Source organism: Aeromonas sp. 602200, from assembly GCF_049173895.1.
Lineage (GTDB): Bacteria > Pseudomonadota > Gammaproteobacteria > Enterobacterales > Aeromonadaceae > Aeromonas > Aeromonas veronii_A.
The window spans coordinates 134,374-158,374 of the sequence record NZ_JAAKSL010000006.1; the positions used below are offsets into that span (position 1 = coordinate 134,374).

The 24,001-nt window shown below is 57.5% G+C and carries 28 protein-coding genes; 18 read left to right on the forward strand and 10 right to left on the reverse strand.

Going from position 1 to position 24,001, the window contains the following annotated elements:
- Position 1 precedes the first annotated feature (1 nt).
- Genes glnB through luxS form a run of 3 tightly spaced genes read left to right on the forward strand, consistent with a single transcriptional unit; the run spans position 2 to position 1,521 of the window.
- On the forward strand, positions 2-340 hold the full coding sequence (gene glnB / locus G5221_RS09825; RefSeq protein WP_005308848.1) for a nitrogen regulatory protein P-II: 339 nt from the start codon (positions 2-4) through the stop codon (positions 338-340).
- A gap of 50 nt (positions 341-390) precedes the next feature.
- Positions 391-993: a hypothetical protein gene (locus G5221_RS09830; protein ID WP_216980094.1), complete on the forward strand. Its 603-nt coding sequence runs from the start codon at positions 391-393 to the stop codon at positions 991-993.
- A gap of 18 nt (positions 994-1,011) precedes the next feature.
- A complete protein-coding gene (luxS, locus tag G5221_RS09835; RefSeq protein ID WP_266134754.1) occupies positions 1,012-1,521 on the forward strand; it encodes an S-ribosylhomocysteine lyase in 510 nt (169 codons plus the stop codon).
- Between the two features lie 327 nt (positions 1,522-1,848).
- Here luxS and G5221_RS09840 read toward each other — a convergent pair whose 3' ends face one another.
- The gene (locus G5221_RS09840) at positions 1,849-2,481 is read right to left on the reverse strand and encodes a type II secretion system protein (protein ID WP_266134755.1); all 633 of its coding nucleotides are present in this window, start codon (positions 2,479-2,481) and stop codon (positions 1,849-1,851) included.
- Positions 2,482-2,522: 41 nt separating this feature from the next.
- Here G5221_RS09840 and G5221_RS09845 point away from each other — a divergent pair, with 41 nt between their 5' ends.
- The 7 genes from G5221_RS09845 (at position 2,523) to deoD (ending at position 9,744) form a co-directional block, all read left to right on the forward strand.
- The gene (locus G5221_RS09845; RefSeq protein ID WP_421263174.1) at positions 2,523-3,296 is read left to right on the forward strand and encodes a TatD family hydrolase; all 774 of its coding nucleotides are present in this window, start codon (positions 2,523-2,525) and stop codon (positions 3,294-3,296) included.
- A 222-nt stretch (positions 3,297-3,518) separates the two neighbouring features.
- Positions 3,519-4,793: a NupC/NupG family nucleoside CNT transporter gene (locus G5221_RS09850; protein WP_019445565.1), complete on the forward strand. Its 1,275-nt coding sequence runs from the start codon at positions 3,519-3,521 to the stop codon at positions 4,791-4,793.
- A gap of 125 nt (positions 4,794-4,918) precedes the next feature.
- A complete protein-coding gene (locus tag G5221_RS09855) occupies positions 4,919-5,089 on the forward strand; it encodes a XapX domain-containing protein (RefSeq protein ID WP_005340467.1) in 171 nt (56 codons plus the stop codon).
- Between the two features lie 424 nt (positions 5,090-5,513).
- Positions 5,514-6,287 (forward strand): deoxyribose-phosphate aldolase, encoded by a 774-nt coding sequence (gene deoC, locus G5221_RS09860; RefSeq protein WP_005340468.1) that lies wholly within the window; start codon positions 5,514-5,516, stop codon positions 6,285-6,287.
- Positions 6,288-6,396: 109 nt separating this feature from the next.
- Positions 6,397-7,728, forward strand: coding sequence for a thymidine phosphorylase (deoA, locus tag G5221_RS09865; RefSeq protein ID WP_005358033.1), 1,332 nt, complete (start codon positions 6,397-6,399; stop codon positions 7,726-7,728).
- 14 nt (positions 7,729-7,742) lie between these two features.
- Positions 7,743-8,951 (forward strand): phosphopentomutase, encoded by a 1,209-nt coding sequence (locus G5221_RS09870; protein ID WP_021230981.1) that lies wholly within the window; start codon positions 7,743-7,745, stop codon positions 8,949-8,951.
- Between the two features lie 76 nt (positions 8,952-9,027).
- A complete protein-coding gene (deoD, locus tag G5221_RS09875; RefSeq protein WP_040096807.1) occupies positions 9,028-9,744 on the forward strand; it encodes a purine-nucleoside phosphorylase in 717 nt (238 codons plus the stop codon).
- 60 nt (positions 9,745-9,804) lie between these two features.
- Here the strand turns inward: deoD and G5221_RS09880 are convergent, their stop codons facing one another.
- On the reverse strand, positions 9,805-10,440 hold the full coding sequence (locus G5221_RS09880) for an AhpA/YtjB family protein (protein WP_266134757.1): 636 nt from the start codon (positions 10,438-10,440) through the stop codon (positions 9,805-9,807).
- Between the two features lie 119 nt (positions 10,441-10,559).
- Here G5221_RS09880 and serB point away from each other — a divergent pair, with 119 nt between their 5' ends.
- Both serB and G5221_RS09890 read left to right on the forward strand, forming a co-directional pair.
- The gene (serB, locus tag G5221_RS09885) at positions 10,560-11,570 is read left to right on the forward strand and encodes a phosphoserine phosphatase SerB (protein ID WP_266134758.1); all 1,011 of its coding nucleotides are present in this window, start codon (positions 10,560-10,562) and stop codon (positions 11,568-11,570) included.
- A 28-nt stretch (positions 11,571-11,598) separates the two neighbouring features.
- Positions 11,599-12,504 carry an alpha/beta fold hydrolase gene (locus G5221_RS09890; protein ID WP_266134759.1) on the forward strand — a complete coding sequence of 302 codons (906 nt, stop codon included), beginning with the start codon at positions 11,599-11,601 and terminating at the stop codon, positions 12,502-12,504.
- A gap of 38 nt (positions 12,505-12,542) precedes the next feature.
- Here the strand turns inward: G5221_RS09890 and G5221_RS09895 are convergent, their stop codons facing one another.
- A complete protein-coding gene (locus tag G5221_RS09895; protein ID WP_266134760.1) occupies positions 12,543-14,924 on the reverse strand; it encodes a PilZ domain-containing protein in 2,382 nt (793 codons plus the stop codon).
- Positions 14,925-15,024: 100 nt separating this feature from the next.
- Here G5221_RS09895 and radA point away from each other — a divergent pair, with 100 nt between their 5' ends.
- Positions 15,025-16,392, forward strand: a complete 1,368-nt coding sequence (gene radA, locus G5221_RS09900; protein ID WP_005341318.1) for a DNA repair protein RadA — start codon at positions 15,025-15,027, stop codon at positions 16,390-16,392.
- An 81-nt stretch (positions 16,393-16,473) separates the two neighbouring features.
- Here the strand turns inward: radA and G5221_RS09905 are convergent, their stop codons facing one another.
- Positions 16,474-16,854 (reverse strand): PilZ domain-containing protein, encoded by a 381-nt coding sequence (locus G5221_RS09905; RefSeq protein WP_266134761.1) that lies wholly within the window; start codon positions 16,852-16,854, stop codon positions 16,474-16,476.
- 101 nt (positions 16,855-16,955) lie between these two features.
- Positions 16,956-17,438 (reverse strand): sigma D regulator, encoded by a 483-nt coding sequence (rsd, locus tag G5221_RS09910; protein ID WP_216952872.1) that lies wholly within the window; start codon positions 17,436-17,438, stop codon positions 16,956-16,958.
- A gap of 337 nt (positions 17,439-17,775) precedes the next feature.
- Between rsd and G5221_RS09915 the strand changes: the two genes are divergently transcribed.
- Positions 17,776-18,048, forward strand: coding sequence for an HU family DNA-binding protein (locus G5221_RS09915; RefSeq protein WP_266134762.1), 273 nt, complete (start codon positions 17,776-17,778; stop codon positions 18,046-18,048).
- A gap of 127 nt (positions 18,049-18,175) precedes the next feature.
- Here G5221_RS09915 and G5221_RS09920 read toward each other — a convergent pair whose 3' ends face one another.
- The 3 genes from G5221_RS09920 to G5221_RS09930 form a co-directional block, all read right to left on the reverse strand.
- Complete coding sequence (locus G5221_RS09920) at positions 18,176-18,619, reverse strand: PACE efflux transporter (RefSeq protein ID WP_005358045.1); 444 nt, start codon at positions 18,617-18,619, stop codon at positions 18,176-18,178.
- Between the two features lie 164 nt (positions 18,620-18,783).
- Positions 18,784-19,641 carry a hypothetical protein gene (locus G5221_RS09925; RefSeq protein ID WP_266134763.1) on the reverse strand — a complete coding sequence of 286 codons (858 nt, stop codon included), beginning with the start codon at positions 19,639-19,641 and terminating at the stop codon, positions 18,784-18,786.
- Positions 19,642-19,752: 111 nt separating this feature from the next.
- Positions 19,753-20,976 (reverse strand): Nramp family divalent metal transporter, encoded by a 1,224-nt coding sequence (locus G5221_RS09930; protein WP_266134764.1) that lies wholly within the window; start codon positions 20,974-20,976, stop codon positions 19,753-19,755.
- A 237-nt stretch (positions 20,977-21,213) separates the two neighbouring features.
- Here G5221_RS09930 and rpsF point away from each other — a divergent pair, with 237 nt between their 5' ends.
- The 4 genes from rpsF (at position 21,214) to G5221_RS09950 (ending at position 23,202) form a co-directional block, all read left to right on the forward strand.
- Entirely contained in the window at positions 21,214-21,600 is a 387-nt protein-coding gene (gene rpsF / locus G5221_RS09935; RefSeq protein ID WP_005308887.1) for a 30S ribosomal protein S6, read from the forward strand.
- Positions 21,601-21,630: 30 nt separating this feature from the next.
- On the forward strand, positions 21,631-21,861 hold the full coding sequence (gene rpsR / locus G5221_RS09940) for a 30S ribosomal protein S18 (protein WP_005308890.1): 231 nt from the start codon (positions 21,631-21,633) through the stop codon (positions 21,859-21,861).
- Positions 21,862-21,913: 52 nt separating this feature from the next.
- Positions 21,914-22,360, forward strand: a complete 447-nt coding sequence (rplI, locus tag G5221_RS09945) for a 50S ribosomal protein L9 (RefSeq protein WP_005340490.1) — start codon at positions 21,914-21,916, stop codon at positions 22,358-22,360.
- Positions 22,361-22,461: 101 nt separating this feature from the next.
- Positions 22,462-23,202: a ferredoxin--NADP reductase gene (locus tag G5221_RS09950; RefSeq protein ID WP_201953778.1), complete on the forward strand. Its 741-nt coding sequence runs from the start codon at positions 22,462-22,464 to the stop codon at positions 23,200-23,202.
- Positions 23,203-23,252: 50 nt separating this feature from the next.
- On the opposite strand, the gene G5221_RS09955 is transcribed toward G5221_RS09950, so the two are convergent.
- Both G5221_RS09955 and G5221_RS09960 read right to left on the reverse strand, forming a co-directional pair.
- Positions 23,253-23,603 (reverse strand): hypothetical protein, encoded by a 351-nt coding sequence (locus G5221_RS09955; protein ID WP_042053367.1) that lies wholly within the window; start codon positions 23,601-23,603, stop codon positions 23,253-23,255.
- A 19-nt stretch (positions 23,604-23,622) separates the two neighbouring features.
- The gene (locus G5221_RS09960) at positions 23,623-23,919 is read right to left on the reverse strand and encodes a hypothetical protein (RefSeq protein WP_139494910.1); all 297 of its coding nucleotides are present in this window, start codon (positions 23,917-23,919) and stop codon (positions 23,623-23,625) included.
- Positions 23,920-24,001: the final 82 nt, after the last annotated feature.

Genomic DNA, 24,001 nt, shown 5'->3' on the forward strand with positions numbered 1-24,001 from the left:
CATGAAGAAGATTGAAGCCATCATCAAACCGTTCAAGCTGGACGATGTGCGCGAAGCCCTGGCCGAGATCGGCATCAACGGCATGACCGTCTCCGAAGTCAAAGGCTTCGGTCGCCAGAAGGGTCACACCGAGCTCTATCGCGGTGCCGAATATATGGTCGACTTTCTGCCCAAAGTGAAAGTGGAGCTGGTGGTACAGGACGAGGATCTCGATGCCTGTCTGGAAGCGATCCAGAATACCGCCCGCACTGGCAAGATTGGTGACGGCAAGATCTTCGTCTGCGAGGTGGAGCGCGTCATTCGTATCCGTACCGGCGAAGAGAACGAAGACGCTATCTGATGTCGTTTTTGCCTCGTTATGTTCAGGAGAGCAAAACAAGTTCTGCTCTGATGTCCCGAAAGCGCATCGTGGCGGTGGCAGGCTTGCTGTCAGTACTCACTGCGTGCAGTACCCGCCCGCCGGCGCAGCCGGAAAATCTGTGCCAGATCTTTCGCGAGAAGCCGGAGTGGCACAAGGCTGCGCTCAAGATGAACGAGAAGTGGGGGACGCCGATTCATGTGGTGATGGCCATGATGTATCAGGAGTCCTCGTACGTACATGATGCCCAGCCGCCGATGCAGTATTTCCTCTTCATCCCGACCGGGCGGGCCAGTTCGGCTTATGGTTATGCTCAGGTCAAAGATGAAACTTGGGCGGATTACCAGCGGGAAACCGGTAACAGCTGGAGTGACCGCGATGACTTTGCCGACGCCATCGATTTTATGGGTTGGTACACTAACAAGGCCCAGCGGCTCAATGGCACCTCCAAGTGGGATGCCTATGGCCAGTACCTCAACTATCACGAAGGGTGGGGTGGCTACCGGCGTGGCAGCTATCGAAGCAAGGGGTGGTTGATGAAGACCTCTCGCAAGGTGGAAGCTCGCGCCCAGCGCTACGGCGCCCAGTACCGTCAATGCAAGGATCAGCTCTCCCGTGGGGGCTGGTTCTGGTAACCAAATCAGGAGTCAGAAATGCCGTTATTGGATAGTTTTACTGTTGACCACACTCGTATGGAAGCGCCAGCGGTGCGTGTGGCCAAGACCATGCAGACCCCGAACAAGGACACCATTACTGTGTTCGACCTGCGTTTCTGCGTACCGAATCAGGAGATCCTTTCCGAGCGCGGTATCCATACGCTGGAGCACCTGTTCGCTGGATTTATGCGTGATCACCTGAATGGCAACGGCGTGGAGATCATCGATATCTCCCCCATGGGTTGCCGTACCGGCTTCTACATGAGCCTGATCGGTGCGCCGGACGAGGCCAGGGTTGGTGCCGCTTGGCAAGCTGCCATGAGCGACGTGCTGACCGTGCAGGATCAGACCAAGATCCCCGAGCTGAACGAGTATCAGTGCGGCACCTACAGCATGCACTCGCTGGAAGAGGCGCACGCCATCGCCCGTCATGTGCTGGAGCGCGGTATCGGCGTCAACCACAACGACGAGCTGGCCCTGCCGGAAGAGAAGCTGAAGAGTCTGTGAGGCTGATGAGCTGTCGCTCATCGGGTAACCTCTCTTCGGGGAATGTTAAAAGAGCCGGTCAGCCATGCTGACCGGCTCTTTTTTATTCCGCCCGATCGCGGTTATGGGGATGACTTGCTCCCCTTGCCAACTCTGATTAGGATGGTTTTTGACCTGAACCTGTTGGCGGAGGTGTGACGATGAAAGGGATATTGCTGCGTTGGCTGGCCCGTTACGATGCATGGTGCGAGGAGTGGGGGCTCACTCAGGAGAACCGGCGCTGCTGCACGCCGGTTCGTTATGATGATGATTCAAGCAAAGAGCGAGCTTGCGCAGAAGAGGCTGAGCTCAATCAAAATTGCGGGTCACGGCGCCGGTAACGCTGTTGTAGTCGAAGCCGAGGCCGTTTAGATAATCCGAGTTGATCTGGAAGCGGTTGATTGAGTCGCGCAGGATATAGCGGCAGTTAAGATGCTCTTCGCCATTCGCATCAATCGCTCCTGTGGAGACAACATCAGTTAAGTAATCCGCTTTACTATCAATCACCGGGCCAAAATTTACCGCTTCTACGCTGTAGTCGCTATCCATCATGTCTTCAAACAGAAAGCGGCAATCAGCTCCGCTGCTAACGGATATGTAATCGGACTGGCCTGTTATATACATTTCATCCAGTCCTTTTTGACCTTGGTCTTCATCAGAACCAACAGGCCAGCCATACATATTGATATCCATATTTTTCACGCCAAAGCTGCTCAGATTGTAGAGCGCGATCGCTTGTCCCTGAACTTTGACAGCCCAGCCTGCATGAGCCAGCTGAACTGCACTGGCAAAGCTGCCTGCGGTCGCCGAGACCGTGCTTTTCAGGGCATCATCCTTGATATTGATAAAGCGGGGCAGGGCGGTGACGGCCAGGATCCCCAGCACTATGATCACCAGCACCAGTTCAATCAGGGTAAAGCCGTTGTTTCTGTTGTTCATCATGTTCAATGACCCATTAAATACCGCAAACAGGTGTGAGTGATATGCAGCTGATAGATACCCATTGCCATTTCGACTTTCCGGTGTTCGACCAGGACAGGGAGGCGCTGCTGGCCCGTTGTCGGGCATTAGGGGTGACGGAGTATATCATTCCTGCCATCGCAGAAGATAACTGGACTCGTGTGATGGCACTGGCAGAGCAACATGACGGCCTCTTTTATGGTCTGGGCGTTCATCCCTGGTATGCCGGTGAACAGCGGGAGGGGGTGATGGATCGGCTGCGAATGCTGGTAATGAGCCAGCCTGGCGGGCTGGTGGCCATAGGCGAGTGTGGGCTGGACCTCCGTTCTCACGTGCCGCAGGAGGGGCAGCTTGCGCTGTTTGAGGCTCAGATCCGGCTGGCTGCCGATGTCGGGCTTCCCCTGATGATCCACTCGGTGCGTGCCAATGACACTGTGGCCAAGCTGTTGCGCCGCTTCAAGCCGCCTCGTGGCGGGGTGATCCATGCTTTCAGCGGTTCGTTGCAGCAGGCGGAGGCTTTCTGGCAACTGGGCTTTCGACTCGGGGTGGGCGGGGTGATCAGTTTTGAACGGGCTAACAAGACGCGAGAGGTATTTCGGGCCATGCCGCTCAAGGCTCTGGTGCTGGAAACCGATTCGCCCGATATGCCCTTACAAGGTGAGCAAGGCACCCGGAATACCCCGGAAGCGCTGCCGAAAATAGCGGAAATATTGATGACCTTGCGGGATGAACCATCGGCAGATGTTGCCAAGGTGTTATTTGAAACTGCCCGACATATTTTCCATCACGACCAATAGCTATGAAACAAATTCGCAACACCTGATTTAGTTGTCAGGAAAAAAAATGAGCGTAAAAATCGTTTGCTGTCTAATTTTGTGACACTTGGACATTTTGATAACGATAAAATGTGACCAGCATTCTATTTTATCGGACTTTAATTAGTATAATGCGCTCCCCTTGATTAGTTGGGTTTAATAACAACTCGCTAACAAGCTAGGTGCTACTAGAGGAAGATAATAATGAATTTGTTCATGGGTCTGGTAGGGATGGCGACGCTCGTCCTTATCGCGGTGCTGTTCTCCAGCAATCGCAAGGCAATCAACGTCCGTACCGTTGTCGGTGCGTTCGCAATTCAAGCCGGTCTGGGGGCGTTTGTTCTCTATGTTCCGGTTGGTCGCGATATCCTGGTCGGCGTGTCCGACGCGGTATCCAGCGTGATCAGCTACGGCCAGAACGGGATCGACTTCCTGTTTGGCGGTCTGGTCAGCAACAAGATGTTTGAAGTGTTCGGTGGCGGCGGCTTTGTCTTTGCCTTCCGTGTTCTGCCGGTCATCATCTTCTTCTCCTCCCTGATTGCAGTGCTCTACTACCTGGGCATCATGCAGATGGTCATCAAGTTGCTGGGCGGCGGTCTGCAGAAAGTACTGGGTACTTCCCGCACCGAATCCCTCTCTGCAACTGCCAACATCTTCGTCGGTCAGACCGAAGCGCCGCTGGTGGTTCGTCCCTACATCTCCAAGATGACTGACTCCGAGCTGTTCGCCGTCATGTGTGGTGGTCTGGCTTCCGTTGCCGGTTCCGTACTGGCCGGTTACGCCTCCATGGGCGTGAAGATGGAGTACCTGATTGCTGCCTCCTTCATGGCTGCACCGGGTGGTCTGCTGTTCGCCAAGCTGCTGGTTCCCGAGACCGAGACCCCGAACTACGACGAAAGCTCTGCCGATGCCGAGCTGGATGACAAGCCTGCCAACGTCATTGACGCTGCTGCTGCTGGCGCTTCTGCCGGTATGCAACTGGCCCTGAACGTCGGCGCCATGCTGCTGGCCTTCATCGGTCTGATCGCCATGATCAACGGCATCTTCTCCGGTGTGGGTGGCTGGTTCGGTTATCCGCAACTCTCTCTGGAACTGCTGCTGGGCTGGATCTTCTCCCCGCTGGCCTTCCTGATCGGTGTGCCTTGGAATGAAGCAGTGGTTGCTGGTTCCTTCATCGGTCAGAAGCTGGTAGTGAACGAGTTCGTGGCTTACCTGAACTTCGCTCCGTACCTGAAAGACGAAGTGCTGATCAACGGTGTGGCCATGTCCGATCACACCAAGGCGATCATCTCCTTCGCGCTGTGTGGTTTTGCCAACCTCTCCTCTGTTGCCATCCTGCTGGGTGGTCTGGGGTCCATGGCGCCGAACCGCCGCGGTACCATTGCACGCTTTGGTCTGAAAGCCGTACTGGCTGGCTCTCTGTCCAACCTGATGTCTGCCACTATCGCAGGCTTCTTCCTGGCACTGTCCGGCATGTAATCGCCGCCTGACTGACAGGGTATAAACACGAACGCCACGGCATCTGCCGTGGCGTTCGCGTATGGAGCGGTGACAACCGTTTTCCTATCTAAACTAATAATAAAATGAGTCAAATCGGAGGTTATATGAATGAAGTGCTACTGGCGATGGTGGCCGGCTTTATAGTTGGTTTGTTGTTTTCTTTCCTCAAATTGCCGATCCCGGCGCCTCCCGTTTTATCCGGGGTAATGGGGATCGTCGGGGTCTATCTGGGGGGATTGGCCTACTCATGGATCCTGACCCGTTTCTTTTCGTAAGGCTTTTTTAGACCTGGATTTGTCAGATGTGAGGTACCTCTGAAATTGGCAAATCCGGCTTGCAAACAGGGGGTATCTCGGCTGAAATAGGCGTTGCCAGCAGGGTGCTGGCAATGACTAATACTCGATGAAATCGGGTGTTGGCGGTCAAATGGAATTGATTGGGAAGTCGGGTCAGATGTTGTCGGCCTTTCTCAAGTCTTCATGGAACCAAGTCCGCACTTTTGTAAGAAAGTGACAGGGCTCTTGCCTTATTTACAGTCGCAGTGCCTGCAGGGTGTTTTGAATAGCATCCCGATAGTGCCGGTGCCTTCGCACTGTAATTCCATTCCCGTATAGCTGGGGATTACTGCCTGTGCATCCATCGCTGGATGGTATGGTGGTGCCCGGTTATCTGGATTAAATCGAGACTTTGGAGAACAGAATGACTGATCTGAAAGTGGCCGCTCAGCGCGCCCTGAATCTGATGGACCTGACCACCCTGAACGATGACGACACCGATCAGAAGGTGATCGACCTGTGCCATAAGGCCAAGTCACCGGCTGGCCTGACCGCCGCCGTCTGCATCTACCCCCGTTTTATCCCTATCGCTCGCAAGACACTGCGTGAGATCGGCGCTGCCGACGTACGCATTGCGACCGTGACCAACTTCCCGCACGGCAACGACGACATCGAGATCGCCGTGGCCGAAACCCGTGCCGCTGTCGCCTACGGTGCTGATGAAGTGGACGTGGTGTTCCCGTATCGCGCCTTCATGGCCGGTAATGAACAGATCGGTTTTGATCTGGTCAAAGCCTGTAAAGAGGCCTGCGGTGCCAACGTGCTGCTGAAAGTGATCATCGAAACCGGCGAGCTGAAAGAAGAGGCGCTGATCCGTCGCGCTTCCGAAATCTGTATCGATGCCGGTGCCGACTTCATCAAGACCTCCACCGGCAAGGTGCCGGTCAATGCGACCCCAGAAGCGGCGCGGATCATGATGGAAGTGATCAAAGCCAAGAATCCGAAAGTCGGCTTCAAGCCAGCTGGTGGCGTGAAAGATGCCGCCGTGGCCGGTCAGTACCTGGCCATGGCCGAAGAGATCCTCGGCAACGACTGGGTATCCGCCCGTACCTTCCGCTTTGGTGCATCCAGCCTGCTGGCCAGTCTGCTGGCCACTCTGGGGCATGGCGACAAGCCAGCCAACACCAGCGGTTACTAATAGGTTGATGAGAGGGCGGACGGCTGTCCGCCCTGTTAGCCCCCACCATGCGGTGTGCGGGCAAAGATTCAGGCTTGTGTAACGCCAGCAATGGCGGAGGGAATGAAAGATGTTTTTGCCTCAAGAAATTATTCGCAAGAAGCGCAACGGTGAAGCGCTCAGTACCCAAGAAATTCAATTCTTCGTCCAGGGCATTACCAATAACACCATCGGCGAGGGGCAGATCGCTGCACTGGCGATGGCGGTCTACTTCAAAGACATGACCATGGATGAGCGGGTCGCCCTGACCTGCGCCATGCGCGACTCCGGCATGGTGCTAACCTGGGATCACCTCAATCTGGGTGGCCCGATTGTCGACAAACACTCCACCGGCGGTGTGGGTGATGTGGTCTCTCTGATGCTTGGCCCGATGGTCGCTGCCTGTGGCGGTTTCGTGCCGATGATCTCCGGTCGTGGTCTGGGCCATACCGGCGGTACCCTCGACAAGCTGGATGCCATTCCCGGCTACCAGACCTCGGTCGACAACGACCGTTTCCTGAAAGTGGTGAAAGAGGCGGGCGTGGCCATCATCGGCCAGACCGGCGATCTTGCACCCGCTGACAAGCGTATCTATGCAGTACGTGACATTACTGCAACCGTCGAATCCATCGCCATGATCACCGGCTCCATCCTCTCCAAGAAGCTCGCCTCCGGGCTCGAAGCGCTGGTGATGGATGTGAAAGTGGGCTCCGGCGCCTTTATGCCAACCTTCGAAGCCTCCGAAGAGCTGGCCAAGAGCATTGTGGCCGTGGCCAACGGTGCCGGTTGCCGCACCTCTGCGCTCTTGACCGATATGAACCAGGTGCTGGCCTCCAGCGCCGGTAACGCGGTGGAAGTACGTGAAGCGGTGCGTTACCTGACAGGTGAATACCGCAACCCGCGGATCCACGAAGTGACCATGGCGCTGTGCGCCGAGATGCTGATCTCCGCCGGTCTTGCCAGCGACGAGCGCGATGCCCGCACCAAGCTGCAGGCGGTGCTGGATAACGGCAAGGCAGCCGAGATCTTCGGTCGCATGGTGACTGGTCTCGGTGGCCCGGCCGATTTTATGGAGCGTTATGACGCTTACCTGCCCAAGGCTGCCATCGTGCGCCCGGTCTTCGCGGCCAACAGCGGTTTCGTGACCGCCATGGATACACGCGAGCTGGGTCTGGCCGTGGTGGCGATGGGCGGTGGTCGCCGCGCTGCCGGTGACAAACTTGATTATGCGGTCGGTCTGACCGACTTTATCCGCCTGGGTCAAAGTGTTGATGCTGACAAGCCGATCGCGATGATCCACGCTCAGACTGAAGAGCAATATGCTCAGGCTGCCAGCATGGTGCAGGCGGCTGTTCGGATTGGTGGCGAGCGGCCGGAAGCACTGCCTGAAGTGTACCGCCGTATCACCTTGGCCGATTTGTAACAAGGGGAAGACCCATGAAACGTACCTTTATTCTGATGATGGACTCTTTCGGTATTGGCGCTGCTGCCGACGCCGACAAGTTCGGAGATGTGGGCGCCAACACCCTTGGCCATATCGCCAAGGCGTGTGCGGCAGGTGAAATTGAAGGCCGTGGCGCCCTCAATCTGCCGAACCTCAACAAGCTGGGTCTGGGCCACGCCTGCGAGCAGGCCTCCGGCTACTTCCCGGAAGGGCTGAAGAAAGATATCGAGGTGGTCGGTGCCTACGGCTTTGCTCAGGAGCTCTCCTCCGGCAAGGATACCCCGTCCGGTCACTGGGAGATCGCCGGCGTGCCCGTGCTGTTCGAGTGGGGCTACTTCAAGGATCACCACAACAGCTTCCCGCAGGAGCTGCTGGACGCCATCGTCGAGAAGGCTGGTCTGCCGGGCTATCTGGGCAACTGCCACGCTTCTGGTACCCAGGTGCTGGACGATCTGGGCGAAGAGCACATGAAGACCGGCAAGCCGATCCTCTACACCTCTGCCGACTCCGTGTTCCAGATTGCCTGCCACGAAGAGACCTACGGCCTCGAGAAGCTCTATGAGCTGTGCCACATCGTGCGCGAGCTGCTGGAGCCCTACAACATCGGCCGCGTGATTGCGCGTCCGTTTGTGGGCACTGGCAAGGGCAACTTCAAGCGTACCGGCAACCGTCACGACTACTCAGTGCTGCCGCCGGCGCCGACCGTGCTGGATTACATGAAAGATGCGGGTGGTCAGGTGGTCTCCATCGGCAAGATCGCCGACATCTATGCCCAGCAGGGCATCACCAAGCAGGTGAAAGGGACCGGTCTGACCGAGCTGTGGGATCGCACGCTGGAAGAGGTGAAAGCGGCCGGTGACAACACCATCGTCTTCACCAACTTTGTGGACTTCGACTCCTCCTACGGCCACCGCCGTGATGTTGCCGGTTATGCCGGTGCGCTGGAGTATTTCGATTCCCGCCTGCCGGAGCTGTTTGAGCTGCTGCAAGATGGCGACGTGGTGGTGCTGACTGCCGACCACGGCTGCGACCCGACCTGGGGTGGTACCGACCACACCCGCGAATACATTCCGGTGCTGTTCTTCGGCAAGCCGGTCAAGGCTGGCTCTGTCGGTCGTCGCGAGACCTTTGCCGATATCGGCCAGAGCATCGCGGCTTACCACGGCCTGCCGAAACTGGCGTACGGTACCAGCTTCCTGTAATTTACCCGCCCGCCACTTCGGCGGCGGGCAATTTATAAAACAATAAAACTCAACCTAGTGTGAAGGAATCAAGAGAATGGCAACTCCTCATATCAATGCGAAAGATGGCGCCTTTGCTGATACCGTGCTGATGCCGGGCGACCCCCTGCGCGCCAAGTACATCGCTGAAACTTTCCTGGAGAACGTCGAGCAGATCTGCGACGTGCGCAACATGTTCGGCTTTACCGGTACCTACAAGGGCCGTCGTATCTCCGTAATGGGCCACGGCATGGGTATCCCCTCCTGCTCCATCTACGCAAAAGAGCTGATCACCGATTACGGTGTGAAGACCCTGATCCGTGTGGGCTCCTGTGGTGCCGTGCGTGAAGACGTGAAACTGCGTGACGTGGTGATCGGTATGGGTGCCTGCACCGACTCCAAAGTAAACCGTCTGCGCTTCAAGGATCACGACTTCGCTGCCATCGCTGACTTCGACCTGGTTGCCAATGCCGTGCAGGCCGCCAAGAACAAGGGCGTTGCCGTGCGCGTCGGTAACATCTTCTCCGCCGACCTGTTCTACACCCCGGACCCCTCCATGTTCGACGTCATGGAAAAATACGGCATCCTGGGTGTCGAGATGGAAGCCGCTGGTATCTACGGCGTGGCCGCAGAGTACGGTGCCAAGGCGCTGACCATCTGCACCGTCTCCGACCATATCCGTACCGGTGAGCAGACCACCTCTGAAGAGCGTCAGCTGACCTTCAACGATATGATCGAAATCGCGCTGGATTCCGTCCTGTTGGGCGACAACTAATCCCGCAGCCTCTGGAACCATGCAAAAACGGCGACCTCTGGTCGCCGTTTCTTTATCCGTTTACTGCGCCGCATCATTGTTGGTTGGCGGCGGGGAGGGTGGAGGACTTCGTTTTTTGTGCTTGCGCACTCGCATATAGTTGCGACGAATGCCATAGGAGATAAGCAGACCTGCCAGCAGCGCAATCAGCAATATCAGCCGCTGTTTCTCCTGAATCGTTTTGAGTCTGGTGTCCTTGTCCGCCAGCATCTGCTGCTCTTCCAGGGTGATGCGCAGGTAGCCCAGTGTCTGATCGCCATCCAGGACCTCCTGTACGAACTGGATCCGCCCCTTGCCTTGTTCCGGCATCGATTTGTTATTGTCACCGATGGGTAGCAGGCTCTCCAGCGGTACGGCCTGTTCCGACTGGGCGAGGGGAATGCCGCGTCCATCATAGAGTGTGACATCGAGGATCTCCGGCTCGGTCGCCAGATCCCGCGCCAGCCGTTCCAGCTCACTGCTGTTCTCCTCCTTGAGCCAGCGCTTCATGTCGCGGGCAGCATAGGCGACCAGTGCCTGGGCGCGGTTGCGTGCTTCGGTGTGCAGCGCAGCCTGGCTCTCTCCCTGCATATGAAGGAGAACAACCAGTACCCAGCAGCCGAGCAGCAGGCCGGCTACCAGACTGAGTACACGTTTGATGGGAAGATGACGCTGCAAGCGCGAGACCTCATGCTGACAATGAGTGCCGGATCTTGGCGCTTGCCTGCGCAAAAAGCAATACGCTACTCTGGGTCAGCATTGTTAACCCCCTGATCACCAAGGAAGGCGTATCTCTTATGTTGTTGTCCCGGCTCCCCCCTCTGTTATCCGATTGGCCTGCGTTGTTGTCCGGCTCACCCTGTTGGCAGCTCAACGCCGATGCGTTGCAACCGACAGAGACCCCGCAGGCGGGCGGCTGGTTGGTACTGTTTGGCAAGGGGCTGGGCGCCTCCCATCTGACGCATCTGTCACCACTGTTGGCTGCGCAGGGGCTGGTGGCCACCCTCTATCCTCCCACCGAGGTGACGGAGGTGCCGCTGCTGCTGCTTGGCTGCGATCGCTTCTCTTCCGAGTTGGTGGCCGAGCTCAAGAGCGGTGAGTGGGAGATCGATCTCTGCCACCTGCCGGCACTACCCACCCTGAGCGAACCCGGCCTGTTGGTGATGGACATGGATTCCACCGCGATCCGTATCGAGTGCATCGACGAGATCGCGCGGCTGGCGGGGGTCGGCGATCAGGTGGCGGCGGTAACAGCTGCTGCCATGCAGGGCAAACTGGAGTTCTCCGACAGTCTGCGCAACCGGGTGGCCCTGCTGGCTGGAGCGCCGGTCACCATTCTCGACGAGGTGGCCGCCAACATGCCGTGGATGCCCGGCTTGCAACTGATGGTCGATACCCTCAAAGAGGCTGGCTGGAAGGTGGCCATCGCCTCCGGCGGTTTTACCCGTTTTGCCGGCGAGTTGCAGCAGGCGCTGGGGCTCGATGCTATCTTCGCCAACGAGCTGGCGGTGGAAGGGGGTCAGCTGACTGGCAAGGTGAGCGGGCGCATCGTTGATGCCAGCGTCAAGGCCGAGGTGTTACAGCAGCTTGCTCAGGAGTACGGCATTGCTGCCGCCCAGACCGTGGCCATCGGCGATGGTGCTAACGATCTCAAGATGATGGGCGTGGCAGGTCTTGGGGTTGCTATTCATGCCAAGCCGCTGGTGCGGGCGCAGGCTGCGGCCACCCTCAATCATCACGATCTGGAGGGGGTGATCTGCCTGCTGGCGGCGCGGGCCTGCAGCGAACAACGCTGGGACAAGCGCTGACTGTGTTTCAAGGAGGAAACCAATAAAAATGGAATTGTTGCAGCAGTCTCTGTTTATCCCCTGTGGCGCCCATCAACTGCATGTTCGCCACATCAAACCCCGGGTCGCCGTGCATGGCGAGCCGATCCTGATGGTGCACGGCGCCATCGAGAACGGCCGCATCTTTTACACCGAATCGGGCAAGGGGCTGGCCTGTTTTTTGGCCCGCCACGGCTATCAGGTCTATGTGGCTGATTTGCGGGGACGGGGGCTCAGCACTCCGGCCATCGCCGAGCTGGCGGAGCACGGCCAGCACGAGCTAATCACCGAGGACTTGCCCGCCCTGCATCGCTGGATTGCCGAGTGCCATCATGGCTTCAAGGTGCACTGGGTGGCCCACTCCTGGGGCGGTGTCATCATGGCCTCGACCCTGGTGCGCTTCCCCGAGCTGGCGGATCAGGTGGCCAGTCTGCTGTTTTTTGGCACCAAGCGCGGTGTGTCGGTGCACAATCCCGAGCGCTGGCTGAAGGTGGATCTGGTCTGGAATCGGCTGGCCCCCTGGCTGGCTCGCCGCCGTGGTTTTCTGGCGGCTCGTACTCTGAAGATCGGTGCTGACGACGAGCCGCTGCGCTATCTGCAGGAGACCATCCCCTGGGTCAAGTGTGGCCCCTGGCGGGATCCTCACGACGGTTTTGCCTATGACGAGGGGGCGGCACGGGTCAACTGGCCGCCACTCTGGATGATCTCTGCCAGAGCCGACAAGGTATTGGGCCATCCGACCGATGTGCGCCGTTTCAGCGACGAGATAGGCTCGGCTGCTCGTCACACCCGCCTGGGGCGTGATAATGGCAACCGGCTTGACTATGACCACATCAATATGCTGACCGCCCCGCAGGCGCAGGAGGATCACTTTCCCCGGATCCTGGAATGGCTGCTCAATCCGCAGGCAGCATGACAAAAAACAGGGCACATAGTGCGCCCGTGTCGATGGGATCAGCGGGGCGGCTGCGTGATGCCGAACCGGAACAGAGTTGCCTGGGTGGTGTCGGTCAGCTCGCCAACCCCCACGACACTCCACAACTCCTCTTCCAGCCGCTTTGCCTTGTGAATGGCGAACTTGGCGATGTAGTCCAGCTCATTGGCAATGAAGTTGGTGTCGGGGCGTCCGGTGCGGGAGATGCCGACCAGCACCGAGTAGAATTCTCCCTGCTGCAGTGCCAGCTCGATGAACTGGCGCTTCTCTTTTAGGTTGCTAAAGCTGCTGGCGAGGCGGCTGGTGAAGATGGGGAGGCCCGCCTTGGTCTGGATGCTGGCAATATAGACCTCATCTTCACGCGGTTTGTCCTCCCGCTCGATGGCTCGCAACGGATTCATCAGCAGCTCCTTGAACAACTCCCCCTGAAACAGCGGATAGAGGTTCTCCTGCTCAGGTTGCTCGGCACAGGCGGTTAACAGTTGTTGCAGGCTGCGCGGAGTGAGTGACTTGCCGATGGCGGCTGGCTTGGGGGCACCCTTCAGTTTGTTGATATAGACCGGTGAGTTGAACAGGTGGTGGGTGTAAATATTGCGCAGGGCTCGCGCCAGTCCGCGATAACGGCGCTGCTCCTGCGCCGCCTTGAGCTTGTTCTGGTTGCTCTCGATCAGCAGGCTGAAGAACTGACGACCGGTATGACGATCGGAATCCCCGTCGATACAGAGGTGCAGCACGGTGCGAGTCATGTTGAGACTAACCAGCCGGTAGGAGAGATGCTGCAGATCCATGCTCTTGGATAACTCCTGCAGACGGGGCAGGGCGATGGTCACCACATCGTTTTTCTCGCCGATAAAGGCATCTTCCAGCTCGACCTGCAGGCCATGGGCAGAAATATCTCGGGTCCAGCCAAGCCATGACTTGCCATTGTGATGGATGGCAACGGCTGTTTTGTGGATATAGCGCAGCTCCTTGCGCAACTGGACATAGTGCAGGGATTCAATCTCGAAGGGGGCAACGCCCACCTCGTGACCAAAACGTTGCAATTCATTGGCATTATTGCCCAGCTCGCCCTCCGGGCGGAACTCCTCCCGTTGGGACTCCAGACTGATCTCCTGCAGCAGGCCGCAATACCCAATCAGTTTGAGACGTTCGAGTAACAGAATATCCTGCAGTTGCGAATTTTCGACCCCCTGCAACTGCCCTACATCTGCCTCCAGCGATTCACACGCCTCCAGTGAAAACTTGTAGACACGCCAGCTGGGACGTCGGGAGCCCACCTGGAAGAAGAGGGCGGTGAGACCACTCTGGCGCAGCTCTTCAGCAGTGGCAGAGAAGAAATAGATATGGCTGCGTACCGTGTGGGTGAAGCAGTAGATGAGGGTTTCGGTCGTGGTGCCGGGAGCAGGGCAGAGGCGTTTCATCCGTTTTGCTGAGAAGAGTCCCGCCAGGGCATCGCGGTTTTTCTCGTCGCGCCAATACTCCAGCAGGTGCTGGTTGTTCTCGGTGCGCAGTGCTATCTCGAGTGAGGGACAGTCTCCTGTGCTGAAGAAGAGCGGCATGCCGGTCATCCGTGGCAGGTAGAACTGCTCATATCCCTTGATGATGGCGGCGGAGAGCAGATAGTCGACGCTGACCCGATAGCGGATCTTGTTGGCTTCGATAAAGTCGCTGAGGAAGGCATCGAAGGCGGGCTGCTCACCGGAGCGTACCAGCCTCAGCCAATACTTCCCTTCCTTGCTCTCTTCACCGAGGATCTGGTAACCGACCGGCTGATGCAGCACCGGATTGGGGTGATCCCGCTCCAGCCCGGTAAAGAAGACCTCGACCTGAGCGCCGGTCTGGTAATTGGGCAAATAGGGGACCGAGACTCTCATGCCGCCGAGGGAAAGATCGGAACTTTTGGCGAACAACTTCTCCCCGTCATGAAGTTTGATGAGCAAGGGCGAGCTAAAGTGCATCCGCTCTTGTCGTCGCCCGTAGTAACTGGCAAAGACGATGGTGTTGACGTCGTATTGCCGGAAGGGGCTGACAGGGGGTTGCAGCAGGCCATCCACCCGGGCGTGGTGATGGTTCTTTTGCCATTGTTGCAGCGCTTCGTAAACGCCAAGGGTATAGGCGTCACGGTAGAGATAGCACTGGGACTGAAACAGTCCGATGGCCTCGGCCGGCATAAAGTGGGTGATACCGTCGAACTCGTGCACCAGGCACTCGTCCTCCAGTTCATCGCGCATGTCGATAACCCTGCGGCAAGGGGAGCATTTGCGATTGAGCTCCATCTTGATCAGAAAACGGCCGTTACTGTTTTCGTCCTGGGTCAGACGGTTGAAGATCTCTTCGAAATCTTTCTCCCGCAGCAGGGGTACAAGTTGTTCAATCAGATGTTGTTGGTGTACTGAATCCATGTGTTCCTGCCACGGAAAGTCACTTTTCCGATTCTGGGTTTGATCTGTCGGTCGCAAACAAGTATATCAAGCAGGAATTCATCCTGTCCCCGAGTTATCAATGGCTAAAAATAAAACTGCTTATGTTTGTTCCGAATGTGGTGCCGACTTCACACGCTGGCAAGGTCAATGCAGCGAGTGCAAGGAGTGGAATACCATCACCGAGGTACGCCTTGGCTCCGTCACTCCCGCAGGCAAGAGTGCCCGTTACACCGGTTATGCCGGCGCGGTCGGCAGTCAGGTACAGACACTGGCAGAGATCGCCACCACCGAAATCCCCCGTTTTACTTCCGGTTTCAAGGAGTTGGATCGGGTGCTTGGTGGCGGTGTGGTGCCCGGCTCGGCGATTCTGATCGGTGGTAACCCGGGGGCGGGCAAGTCGACCCTGCTGCTGCAGACCATGTGTGGTCTGGCAGAGCGGATGAAAACTCTCTATGTCACCGGTGAGGAGTCGCTCCAGCAGGTGGCAATGCGGGCCAACCGCCTTGGTTTGCCTACCGACAAGCTACGGATGCTCTCCGAGACCAGCGTTGAGCAGATCTGCCTGATTGCCCAGCAGGAGCAGCCGCAGATCATGGTGATCGACTCCATTCAGGTGATGCATGTGGCGGATGTCCAATCTTCTCCCGGTTCGGTCTCACAGGTGCGTGAGGCAGCAGCGTTACTGACCCGTTACGCCAAGCAGAACCATGTGGCCATCTTCATGGTGGGTCATGTGACCAAGGATGGCAGTCTGGCTGGCCCCAAGGTACTGGAACACTGCATCGACTGCTCTGTGCTGCTTGACGGTGGCCATGACTCCCGTTTTCGGACTCTGCGCTCTCACAAGAACCGCTTCGGTGCGGTCAACGAGCTGGGGGTCTTTGCCATGACTGAACAGGGGATGCGCGAGGTGAGCAATCCCTCCGCCATCTTCCTCAGTCGGGGGCAGGAGCAGGCGCCCGGTTCCATCGTCATGGTGATCTGGGAGGGCACCCGGCCGCTGCTGGTGGAGTTGCAGGCGCTGGTGGATTACTCCCAGCTCTCCAACCCGCGTCGGGTAGCGGTGGGGATGGATCACAACCGGCTCGCCATGTTGCTGGCGGTGCTGCACCGTCACGGCGGGCTGCAGATGGCGGATCAGGATGTCTTCATCAACGTGGTTGGCGGGGTCAAGGTCGAGGAGACCAGTGCGGATCTGGCGCTGCTACTGGCGATGGTCTCCAGTTTCCGGGATCAGGCGCTGCCCAAGGATCTGGTGGTCTTTGGCGAAGTGGGTCTTTCCGGTGAAATTCGCCCGGTGCCGTCCGGCCAGGAGCGTTTGCAGGAGGCGGCCAAGCACGGTTTCCGCCGTGCCATCGTGCCGCACGCCAATGCCCCCAAGCATCCCATCGAAGGGATGGAAGTGGTGCCGGTCAAGAAGCTGTCTGAGGCACTCGAGGCGCTGTAATCCCTCAGCATTGCAATCGATACAACAGCACAACGGAAAAAGAGCGCCTCGGCGCTCTTTTTTATGGGCTGGAACCTGCCATCAGGGCTGGCTATGTTCCAGATGTTCGCTCAGCAGTTGTTCCAGCTCGCGGTGGAGCAGCTCTTCGTCACCGACGTTAAGCTCGATCATCCGCTTGAGGTGGGTGGCACTGTCGATGTCGATGTGGTGGCAGTAGAACCCCAGCTTCTTGCTGGCTTCATGGGTTAGCTCGACCTGCATCTTGATCTCGATGTCGCTGCCACTCAGGACAAAACTGAGCTGGTACTCCTTGTTGTCACGGCTCTCCCAATCATCCGGTCGGATTAACAGGGCGCCCTGCAGGGATATGTCGACAAGCTGAGTCTGCCACTTGTGCTCCCCCTGGGTGAGTTCGGCCGTGGTCAAATAGAGGATCCGTGCAAAACGGCGGCGCTCAGACATGCTCATCTCCTAGTTTGGAATCAGCTGGACACAGGGAATCATTGCTCTGAGTGTAATGCACCTTGGCTGCCAGTATCTTGAACTTGCTCCGAAAATAGCAATCAGGCTTGCTGGGCACTGAGGAACTCCACCACATGGAGTGCCTTGACCAGGCGATCTTCCTGTTTGAAGCGATCCTCCAGTACCGGGCCCAATTCGTTGAGGTCATCATCGAGCAGTAGCAGTTGGGCCTCGTCGGCATCACTGTATTTGTCGTTGAATTCGAGGGCAAACTCGGTAGTGGCACGAATATGGGGATAAATGCGCTTGGCCAGCTCCAGTGTTTCGCCGCTGGCTTGCTCGAAGGCGGTGACGACGTGGTGGTAGATCTCGAAATGGCCCGCGCTGACATAGTCGACTAGACGGTCGCAAAACTGATGCAGCTCTTCTGTTTTGGGCAGGCTGCGTTGCTTGGTCCGCGCCGGAGTAAGGCCTGCCAGCTGCATGTATCCAACCAGCAACGCTTGCCTTGCATCCAGCCAGTCGTCGATAGCTTTATGCTTGCCTGCCAGCGCCTGCTTGGTCTGTTCCAGTTTCGTCAACATAATCCCTATCCCTCCGTGGGGCAAAGGCTGGCCGATTGTTCGGTATTCCGAGCCGTTTGAGCAGTGACACAACCTATAACTAGGGAAAATCTGGGCAAGCGTCAATAGCCATGGGGGGATAATGTTAAGTGGCGAAGAAATAGTCAGCGGATTGTGTCTGCGTGCTAGCAGGTTTCAGGCCTGCTCACGGTTTTTCGCGTGTGGAATGTGACTATTTCCGCAGATCTTGATGAAAACCCCAGCGTTTGACGCGTTCGGCTCGATAAAGGCTTTGCCTGTGCGTTTTTTTTTGCATAGAGTGACCCAGCGCTAAATGCCCGATCATAAAGGAAATGTTATGAACAAAGCTCAACTTGTCGATGCGATTGCCGCCAAAGCAGATCTGAGCAAAGCTCAGGCCAAAGTGGCTCTGGAAGAGATCATCAATGGTATTACCCAGAGCTTGAAAGAAGGCGATGCTGTGCAACTGGTCGGTTTTGGCACCTTCAAGGTCACCCACCGCGCAGGCCGCCCCGGTCGTAACCCGCAAACTGGTAAAGAGATCCAGATTGCTGCTGCCAACGTGCCTTCATTCGTGGCTGGCAAGGCTCTGAAAGACGCCGTCAAGTAAGTCCGAAAGTCTGTTTTGTCCAATGCCAGTCAGCTTGCTGACTGGCATTGTTTTTATGGGATTCTCCCATCCTTCCTATTAGTCCTTCCTGACTTTTCCTTCTGTCGGCCTCGTTGCGGCTGAGGCCTTATGCCGTTTGCGGGTTGGATGGCAGCGGCCAGATCCGCTCATAGGCCCAGGTAAAGACCATGATGTAGACGAGGTAGAAGGCGACGAAGCCGAGATCCAGCATCAGGGCGTCCCACACTCCCAAATCGAGCCAGAACATGACGCAGGGGAGGGAGAGCATCATAAAGCTCGCCTCATAGCCAAACGCGTGCAGGAAGCGGTCCAGTGGTCGCTTGTTGGTGCGTCCGCAAAGTTTGAGCAACCCCTTGTCGAACAACAGGTTCCAGCCGTAGGTCCAGGCAGTGGCGACGATGGAGAAGAAGATGGCCAGCGAACCGACCTCGGCGACGCCCTGACCGAACAGCTGGCTGATCAGCGGTGCGACCAGTGCCAGCCCGATGCCTTCGTAGAGAACCAGATAACGAAGTCGATCCGGGGTGGTGCGTAGTTGGGTACTACTCATGGGTGATGTGCCTCCTGTGGGAGGCGCATTCTAATCAGGGAGTGGTTAAAAGAGAAGCATCGGCCCGTCATGACTGGCGTTGAGAGGCATGATGATGCCCCCTCATTTGCGATACTTCTCTATTGCCAATTTGGGCGTTAGCCCTGAGTGGTCAAGTTTGCGACTCAGGCCTCGGTTGGCGTGACCCGGGTCAGCATGGCAAAGCCCTCTTCCACTTGAGTGAGCTGTACCTTGACCTCCCCCAACTCGGCGAGCGAGGCAACATGGGTGCCGCCACAGGGAATGGTGATCTCCTGGCCTTCCAGCATGCAGTGCCAGTAACGGGAATCGATGATCGCCTCGCCAGCGCGGCTGCGGCGGATCTCGCCTTCGGCTGCGATCCAGTCGGCCAGTTGCTGGTTGACCTGCACTTCAATCAGCGCCAGATCTGCCAGCAGCGCCTCGCTGTTGACCCCCTTCTTGCGCAGGCTCTTGCCGATGCGGTACTGCTCCCGCGATCCACAAGGCTCGACCCGAGAGCTTTGAATAGCCAGGCGGTCGAAGTCGGGCTGGCCCAGTGCATCGCGCTCGCTTACCTCCTTGCGCCAGTAGGGAGTCAGTACTCGATTGAGCGCCAACGCCGCCAGATGGCAGCCACTATGGCCCAGACTCAACGCGTGGCGGGCAGCCCTATCTACTTGCAATTCGACCTGGTTGCCAACGGCTAGTGCGTGGTCTCCGGTCAGTGGATGGACCACCACGAAACTCCACCCCTCTGCGCCCCGTTTGACCGGAATCGCAGTATCGACAAACAGCTCGCCATCCGGGCTGATGGCCCCCATCCGGCAAGGGCCAATGGCGGCTTCGCCCCCTTCCCAGCGAGCATGGCCCACATCCCCCGGCTGATCGGGCCAGAGGTGGCTCTGGGGATGAAAGGGGGTGAGGTCGGTGACCAGCAGTGTGGTGTCGCCACGCTGACAGCAGACCACGCTGGCTTGCTCCTGATGATGGCCCAGCACGAAGCTGACTCGGGTATGTTCCATGGCAAGGCTCCCGCAACGATAAATGAGAAGAGAAAGCGGCAGCATACGCCAAAGTGCGAAGAGGCTCATTAACCAGAGTTAATGAGCCTCTCTTCTCGGTTTTACGGTTCGCTAGATCATGGCGACCAGCAGATAGGTATTGAGCCCGATCACCAGCGCAACGATAAGGCGGCCGACGGCTTGTGTGACCGGATGGTTGCGATGTTGCCCCATCAGCGCCCGATCGCCGGTCAGCATCAACAGCGGGATCAGGGCCAGCGCGATGCCAAAGCTCAGGATCACCTGACTCAACACCAGAATTTCGGTGGTGTTGAGCCCCATAGCGATTACCACGAAGGCGGGAGCCATGGTGATGGCGCGACGCAGCCAGAGCGGGATGGTAAAGCGGACAAAACCCTGCATTACCACTTGCCCGGCCAAGGTCCCTACCACGGTAGAGCTGATGCCGGAGGCGACCAGCGAGAGGCCAAACAGGGTGGCGGCAGCCTGACCCAGTAGTGGAGTGAGGGTCTGGTAGGCGGATTCCAGCTCCGCCACCTGCTGGTGGCCCGAGCTGTGGAACGCGGCGGCCGCCATCGCCATCATCGCCAGATTGACGAAGCCGGCGATGGTCATGGCAATCGCCACATCGACCCGGGTGGTGTGCAGCCGCTGGCTGACTGAACCCTGATCCTGCGTGTGCTGGGTCAGTGCCGAGTGCAGATAGATAACGTGGGGCATCACGGTGGCACCGAGCACACCGGCGGCCAGATAGACGGCATCGCTATTGGGCAGACCGGGGAAGAGGGCGCCCTCCAGCAGGCTGGGCAGATGGGGGCGGGAGAAGATCAGCTCTACGATGTAGGCCGCCGCGACAAATAGCAACAGGCCACCGACCACGAACTCCAGCGGTTTCTGACCACGGGATTGCAACATCAGGATCCCCCAGGTTACCACGGCGGTGATACAGGCTCCTTCAAGCAAGGTCACGCCAAGCAGCAGCTTGAAGCCGACTGCGGCGCCGATAAATTCGGCGAGATCGGTGGCCATGGCGATGATCTCTGCCTGCACCCAGTAGGCCCAGACCGCCGGTTTCGGCAGTCGGTCGCGGATGTGCTCCGCCAGATTTTTTCCGGTGACGATGCCGAGCTTGGCCGAGAGGGTTTGCACCAGCATGGCCATCAAGTTGGCCCATACCACCACCCAGAGCAACTGGTAGCCAAAGGTAGAGCCCGCCTGAATATTGGTGGCGAAGTTGCCCGGGTCGATATAGCCGATGGCGGCGATAAAGGCAGGCCCGAGCAGGGTCAGTTTGAATTTGCGGGCTGGAATCGTAGTCGTCAGTGCGGGTTGCATGGCATCACCCTCCATAAGGATATGGAGAAAGAATAGATCTAAATGATAATTATTATCAATTGTTGTTTCTGATGATTTCCATCGGGAAAAACATTTAAGGCAGTCAGTTGCAGTGAGGGATGTGATTTCGTACAATACGCCGCCCTAGAAAAGCAGCGACTAAACACCTTTATGTTCCTTGCCTCCGAGGTCTGGCTGCACCTGGGCGGAGGCTGAATTAATCCGTAAGGAGCTAAAATGCGTCATTACGAAATCGTCTTCATGGTTCATCCGGACCAGAGCGAGCAAGTTCCCGGCATGATCGAGCGTTACACCGGCGCCATCACCACCTCCGGTGGTACCATTCATCGCCTGGAAGATTGGGGCCGTCGTCAGCTGGCTTACCCGATCGACAAACTGCACAAAGCCCACTACGTTCTGATGAACGTAGAAGCAGAGCAAGCCGTTATCGATGAGCTGGAAACCAACTTCCGCTTCAACGATGCCGTTATCCGCAACATGATCATGCGCACCAAGCACGCCGTGACTGAAGTTTCTCCGATGGCCAAGGCCAAAGAAGAGCGCTTCACCCGTCGTGACGACGAGCGCCGCGAAGAAGCTACTGAAGCTGCTTCCGAAGAGTAATTCTGGATCACTGACTAGAGGATAAAGGCCATGGCACGTTATTTCCGTCGTCGTAAGTTCTGCCGCTTCACCGCCGAGAACGTTACCGAGATCGACTACAAAGATATCGTTACTCTGAAAAACTACATCACTGAATCTGGCAAGATCGTACCGAGCCGTATCACCGGTACCCGCGCCAAGTATCAGCGTCAGCTGGCACGCGCCATCAAGCGTGCTCGTTACCTGGCTCTGCTGCCGTACACCGATCTGCACAACAAGTAAGAATCGGCCCGGCACTTAAGCCTAACTCAACGAAATTTATAGAGGAAAGGTAATGCAAGTTATCCTGCTCGACAAAATCGCCAAACTGGGCGGTCTGGGTGACCAAGTTTCTGTGAAATCTGGTTATGCCCGTAACTACCTGATCCCGCAAGGCAAAGCTGTTATGGCCACCAAGGCCAACATCGAAGCTTTCGGTGCTCGTCGCGCTGAGCTGGAAGCCAAACTGGCTGCCAACAAAGCTGCTGCTGAAGAGCGTGCTGCCAAGCTGGCCGAACTGGCTACTGTGGTTATCGCTTCCAAGTCTGGCGACGAAGGCAAGCTGTTCGGTTCCATCGGTACCCGTGACGTGGCTGAAGCCATCACTGCTGCCGGCGTAGCCGTTGCCAAGAGCGAAGTCCGCATGGGCAACGTTCTGCGTAACACCGGTGACTACGAAGTTGCTGTTCAGCTGCACGCTGACGTTAAAGCAACCGTACAGATCCAGGTTGTTGCCCTGTAATAGCGATTCGCTTTTGCAGAAAAAACCCGCGCTCTTGCGCGGGTTTTTTATTTTCCGGCCCGGGGGTAGAGTGAAGGTCTGTTCCACTGGAGGAGATCATTATGGCTTGGGTAGAAGGTCGCGTCATCGAACGCATCGAATGGACACCCACCCTGTTCTCCCTGCGGGTAGCGGCCGAGCTGGTCCCCTACAAGGCAGGCCAATTCACCAAGCTGGCCCTCGAGCAGGGCGATCGCCGCATTCAGCGCGCCTACTCCTTCGTCAATCCCCCCTCTGCGCCATACCACGAGTTCTATCTGGTCGAGATCCCGAGCGGTGAGCTGACTCCGTCCCTTGGCTTGCTGCAAGCGGGCGATACATTGCTGGTGCAATCCCAGGCCACCGGCTTCCTGACGCTGGATGAGGTGCCCGCCGGGCGCGATCTCTGGCTGCTCTCGACTGGCACTGCCATCGGCCCCTTCCTCTCCATGTTGGCAGATGGGGAAGCCTTCAACCGTTTCGAGAATCTGGTGCTGGTGCACGGGGTGCGCAAAGGCGAAGAGCTGAGCTATCAGGATTTGATCGCCAGCTTTGCCGAGCAATATGGCGAGCGTTTTTGCTATGTCCCCTTTGTCAGCCGCGAGCCTTGGCCCGATGCAATGGCAGGGCGGATCCCGGCGGCTATCGCCAATGGTCAGCTGCAGGCTAGAGTGGGGTTGGAGTTCTCACCCGAGCTGAGCCAAGTGCTGATCTGCGGCAATCCGGAGATGGTGAAAGAGACCCAGCAAACCTTGCTGGCGCTGGGGTTGGCCAAGAATCTGCGGCGGGCACCGGGCAATATCAGTGCGGAGAATTATTGGTAAAACAATCAGCACAGGGGCGCCAGGCCCCTGCTGGATAAGGAAAGGGGGGGTCAGTTTTTCTTGCCGTTACCCTTGTTTTTATCCTTCTGTTTGTCGTGACCCTGTCCCGGGTTATTGCCGCTGTGGATGCTGCGGTTGTAGTGATCCCGGTACTTGCCATCCATCTTGTCGCAGTTGAGTTTGATCCGGCTGTCGCCAATGCCAAGATCCAGACAGTTGTCTTGCCACCAGTCGTACTCCTTGTCATCCCAGTCGAGATTGATCTTGATGTCATCACCGGAGATCTTGATGCCATCGCTATTTTTGCTTGGCGGTGCCGCAACCGCGATGCCGTGCGCCATGAGCAGGGAAAGCAGCAGGGCGCCGCGTCGGATAACGGGGTTGTGTTTAGCTTGGGTCATCGCAAGGGTACTCCTGTTGTTACTGGTCGCTCTGCGAGTTGGCAGGGACCTGGTTGGTTTTCGGTGGCTGGTTGCGATTCTCTTCATCTTCCAGATTGAATTTGACCGCCTTGCAGTCGACGGTGGAGGTCTCCCCGATATCCAGAGTGAGGCAGTCGTTCTGGGTCCAGCCGAACTGTTTGTCATCCCAGTCCAGATTGAATTTAAGCTCATCGACGGAAAATTCGGTGCCACCGCTCTCTGGATATTGCTGTGTCGCAGCGGCGCCGCCGGTAACCAGAAGAAGGGAGAGTAGCAAGGTGGTCGTACTGTTCATGATGGCCTCGGATAATTGCAACGGTGGATGAGTGTACGGATCTGGGCTGAACCCGGGCGGAATCGCACCTCATCTCACCACA

Excerpts from the sequence above, each read along its gene's own strand:
- G5221_RS09925 (WP_266134763.1), bottom strand. The coding sequence starts at position 19,641 with ATGGAACATACCCGAGTCAGCTTCGTGCTGGGCCATCATCAGGAGCAA.
- G5221_RS09960 (WP_139494910.1), bottom strand. The coding sequence starts at position 23,919 with ATGAACAGTACGACCACCTTGCTACTCTCCCTTCTTCTGGTTACCGGC.
- G5221_RS09915 (WP_266134762.1), top strand. The coding sequence starts at position 17,776 with ATGAACAAAGCTCAACTTGTCGATGCGATTGCCGCCAAAGCAGATCTG.
- deoA (WP_005358033.1), top strand. The coding sequence starts at position 6,397 with ATGTTTTTGCCTCAAGAAATTATTCGCAAGAAGCGCAACGGTGAAGCG.
- rplI (WP_005340490.1), top strand. The coding sequence starts at position 21,914 with ATGCAAGTTATCCTGCTCGACAAAATCGCCAAACTGGGCGGTCTGGGT.
- G5221_RS09955 (WP_042053367.1), bottom strand. The coding sequence starts at position 23,603 with ATGACCCAAGCTAAACACAACCCCGTTATCCGACGCGGCGCCCTGCTG.
- rpsR (WP_005308890.1), top strand. The coding sequence starts at position 21,631 with ATGGCACGTTATTTCCGTCGTCGTAAGTTCTGCCGCTTCACCGCCGAG.
- G5221_RS09855 (WP_005340467.1), top strand. The coding sequence starts at position 4,919 with ATGAATGAAGTGCTACTGGCGATGGTGGCCGGCTTTATAGTTGGTTTG.
- rpsF (WP_005308887.1), top strand. The coding sequence starts at position 21,214 with ATGCGTCATTACGAAATCGTCTTCATGGTTCATCCGGACCAGAGCGAG.
- G5221_RS09895 (WP_266134760.1), bottom strand. The coding sequence starts at position 14,924 with ATGGATTCAGTACACCAACAACATCTGATTGAACAACTTGTACCCCTG.
- rsd (WP_216952872.1), bottom strand. The coding sequence starts at position 17,438 with ATGTTGACGAAACTGGAACAGACCAAGCAGGCGCTGGCAGGCAAGCAT.
- G5221_RS09920 (WP_005358045.1), bottom strand. The coding sequence starts at position 18,619 with ATGAGTAGTACCCAACTACGCACCACCCCGGATCGACTTCGTTATCTG.
- G5221_RS09890 (WP_266134759.1), top strand. The coding sequence starts at position 11,599 with ATGGAATTGTTGCAGCAGTCTCTGTTTATCCCCTGTGGCGCCCATCAA.
- glnB (WP_005308848.1), top strand. The coding sequence starts at position 2 with ATGAAGAAGATTGAAGCCATCATCAAACCGTTCAAGCTGGACGATGTG.
- deoC (WP_005340468.1), top strand. The coding sequence starts at position 5,514 with ATGACTGATCTGAAAGTGGCCGCTCAGCGCGCCCTGAATCTGATGGAC.
- G5221_RS09950 (WP_201953778.1), top strand. The coding sequence starts at position 22,462 with ATGGCTTGGGTAGAAGGTCGCGTCATCGAACGCATCGAATGGACACCC.
- radA (WP_005341318.1), top strand. The coding sequence starts at position 15,025 with ATGGCTAAAAATAAAACTGCTTATGTTTGTTCCGAATGTGGTGCCGAC.
- G5221_RS09845 (WP_421263174.1), top strand. The coding sequence starts at position 2,523 with ATGCAGCTGATAGATACCCATTGCCATTTCGACTTTCCGGTGTTCGAC.
- G5221_RS09850 (WP_019445565.1), top strand. The coding sequence starts at position 3,519 with ATGAATTTGTTCATGGGTCTGGTAGGGATGGCGACGCTCGTCCTTATC.
- deoD (WP_040096807.1), top strand. The coding sequence starts at position 9,028 with ATGGCAACTCCTCATATCAATGCGAAAGATGGCGCCTTTGCTGATACC.
- G5221_RS09830 (WP_216980094.1), top strand. The coding sequence starts at position 391 with ATGTCCCGAAAGCGCATCGTGGCGGTGGCAGGCTTGCTGTCAGTACTC.
- G5221_RS09840 (WP_266134755.1), bottom strand. The coding sequence starts at position 2,481 with ATGATGAACAACAGAAACAACGGCTTTACCCTGATTGAACTGGTGCTG.
- G5221_RS09905 (WP_266134761.1), bottom strand. The coding sequence starts at position 16,854 with ATGTCTGAGCGCCGCCGTTTTGCACGGATCCTCTATTTGACCACGGCC.
- serB (WP_266134758.1), top strand. The coding sequence starts at position 10,560 with ATGTTGTTGTCCCGGCTCCCCCCTCTGTTATCCGATTGGCCTGCGTTG.
- G5221_RS09930 (WP_266134764.1), bottom strand. The coding sequence starts at position 20,976 with ATGCAACCCGCACTGACGACTACGATTCCAGCCCGCAAATTCAAACTG.
- luxS (WP_266134754.1), top strand. The coding sequence starts at position 1,012 with ATGCCGTTATTGGATAGTTTTACTGTTGACCACACTCGTATGGAAGCG.
- G5221_RS09870 (WP_021230981.1), top strand. The coding sequence starts at position 7,743 with ATGAAACGTACCTTTATTCTGATGATGGACTCTTTCGGTATTGGCGCT.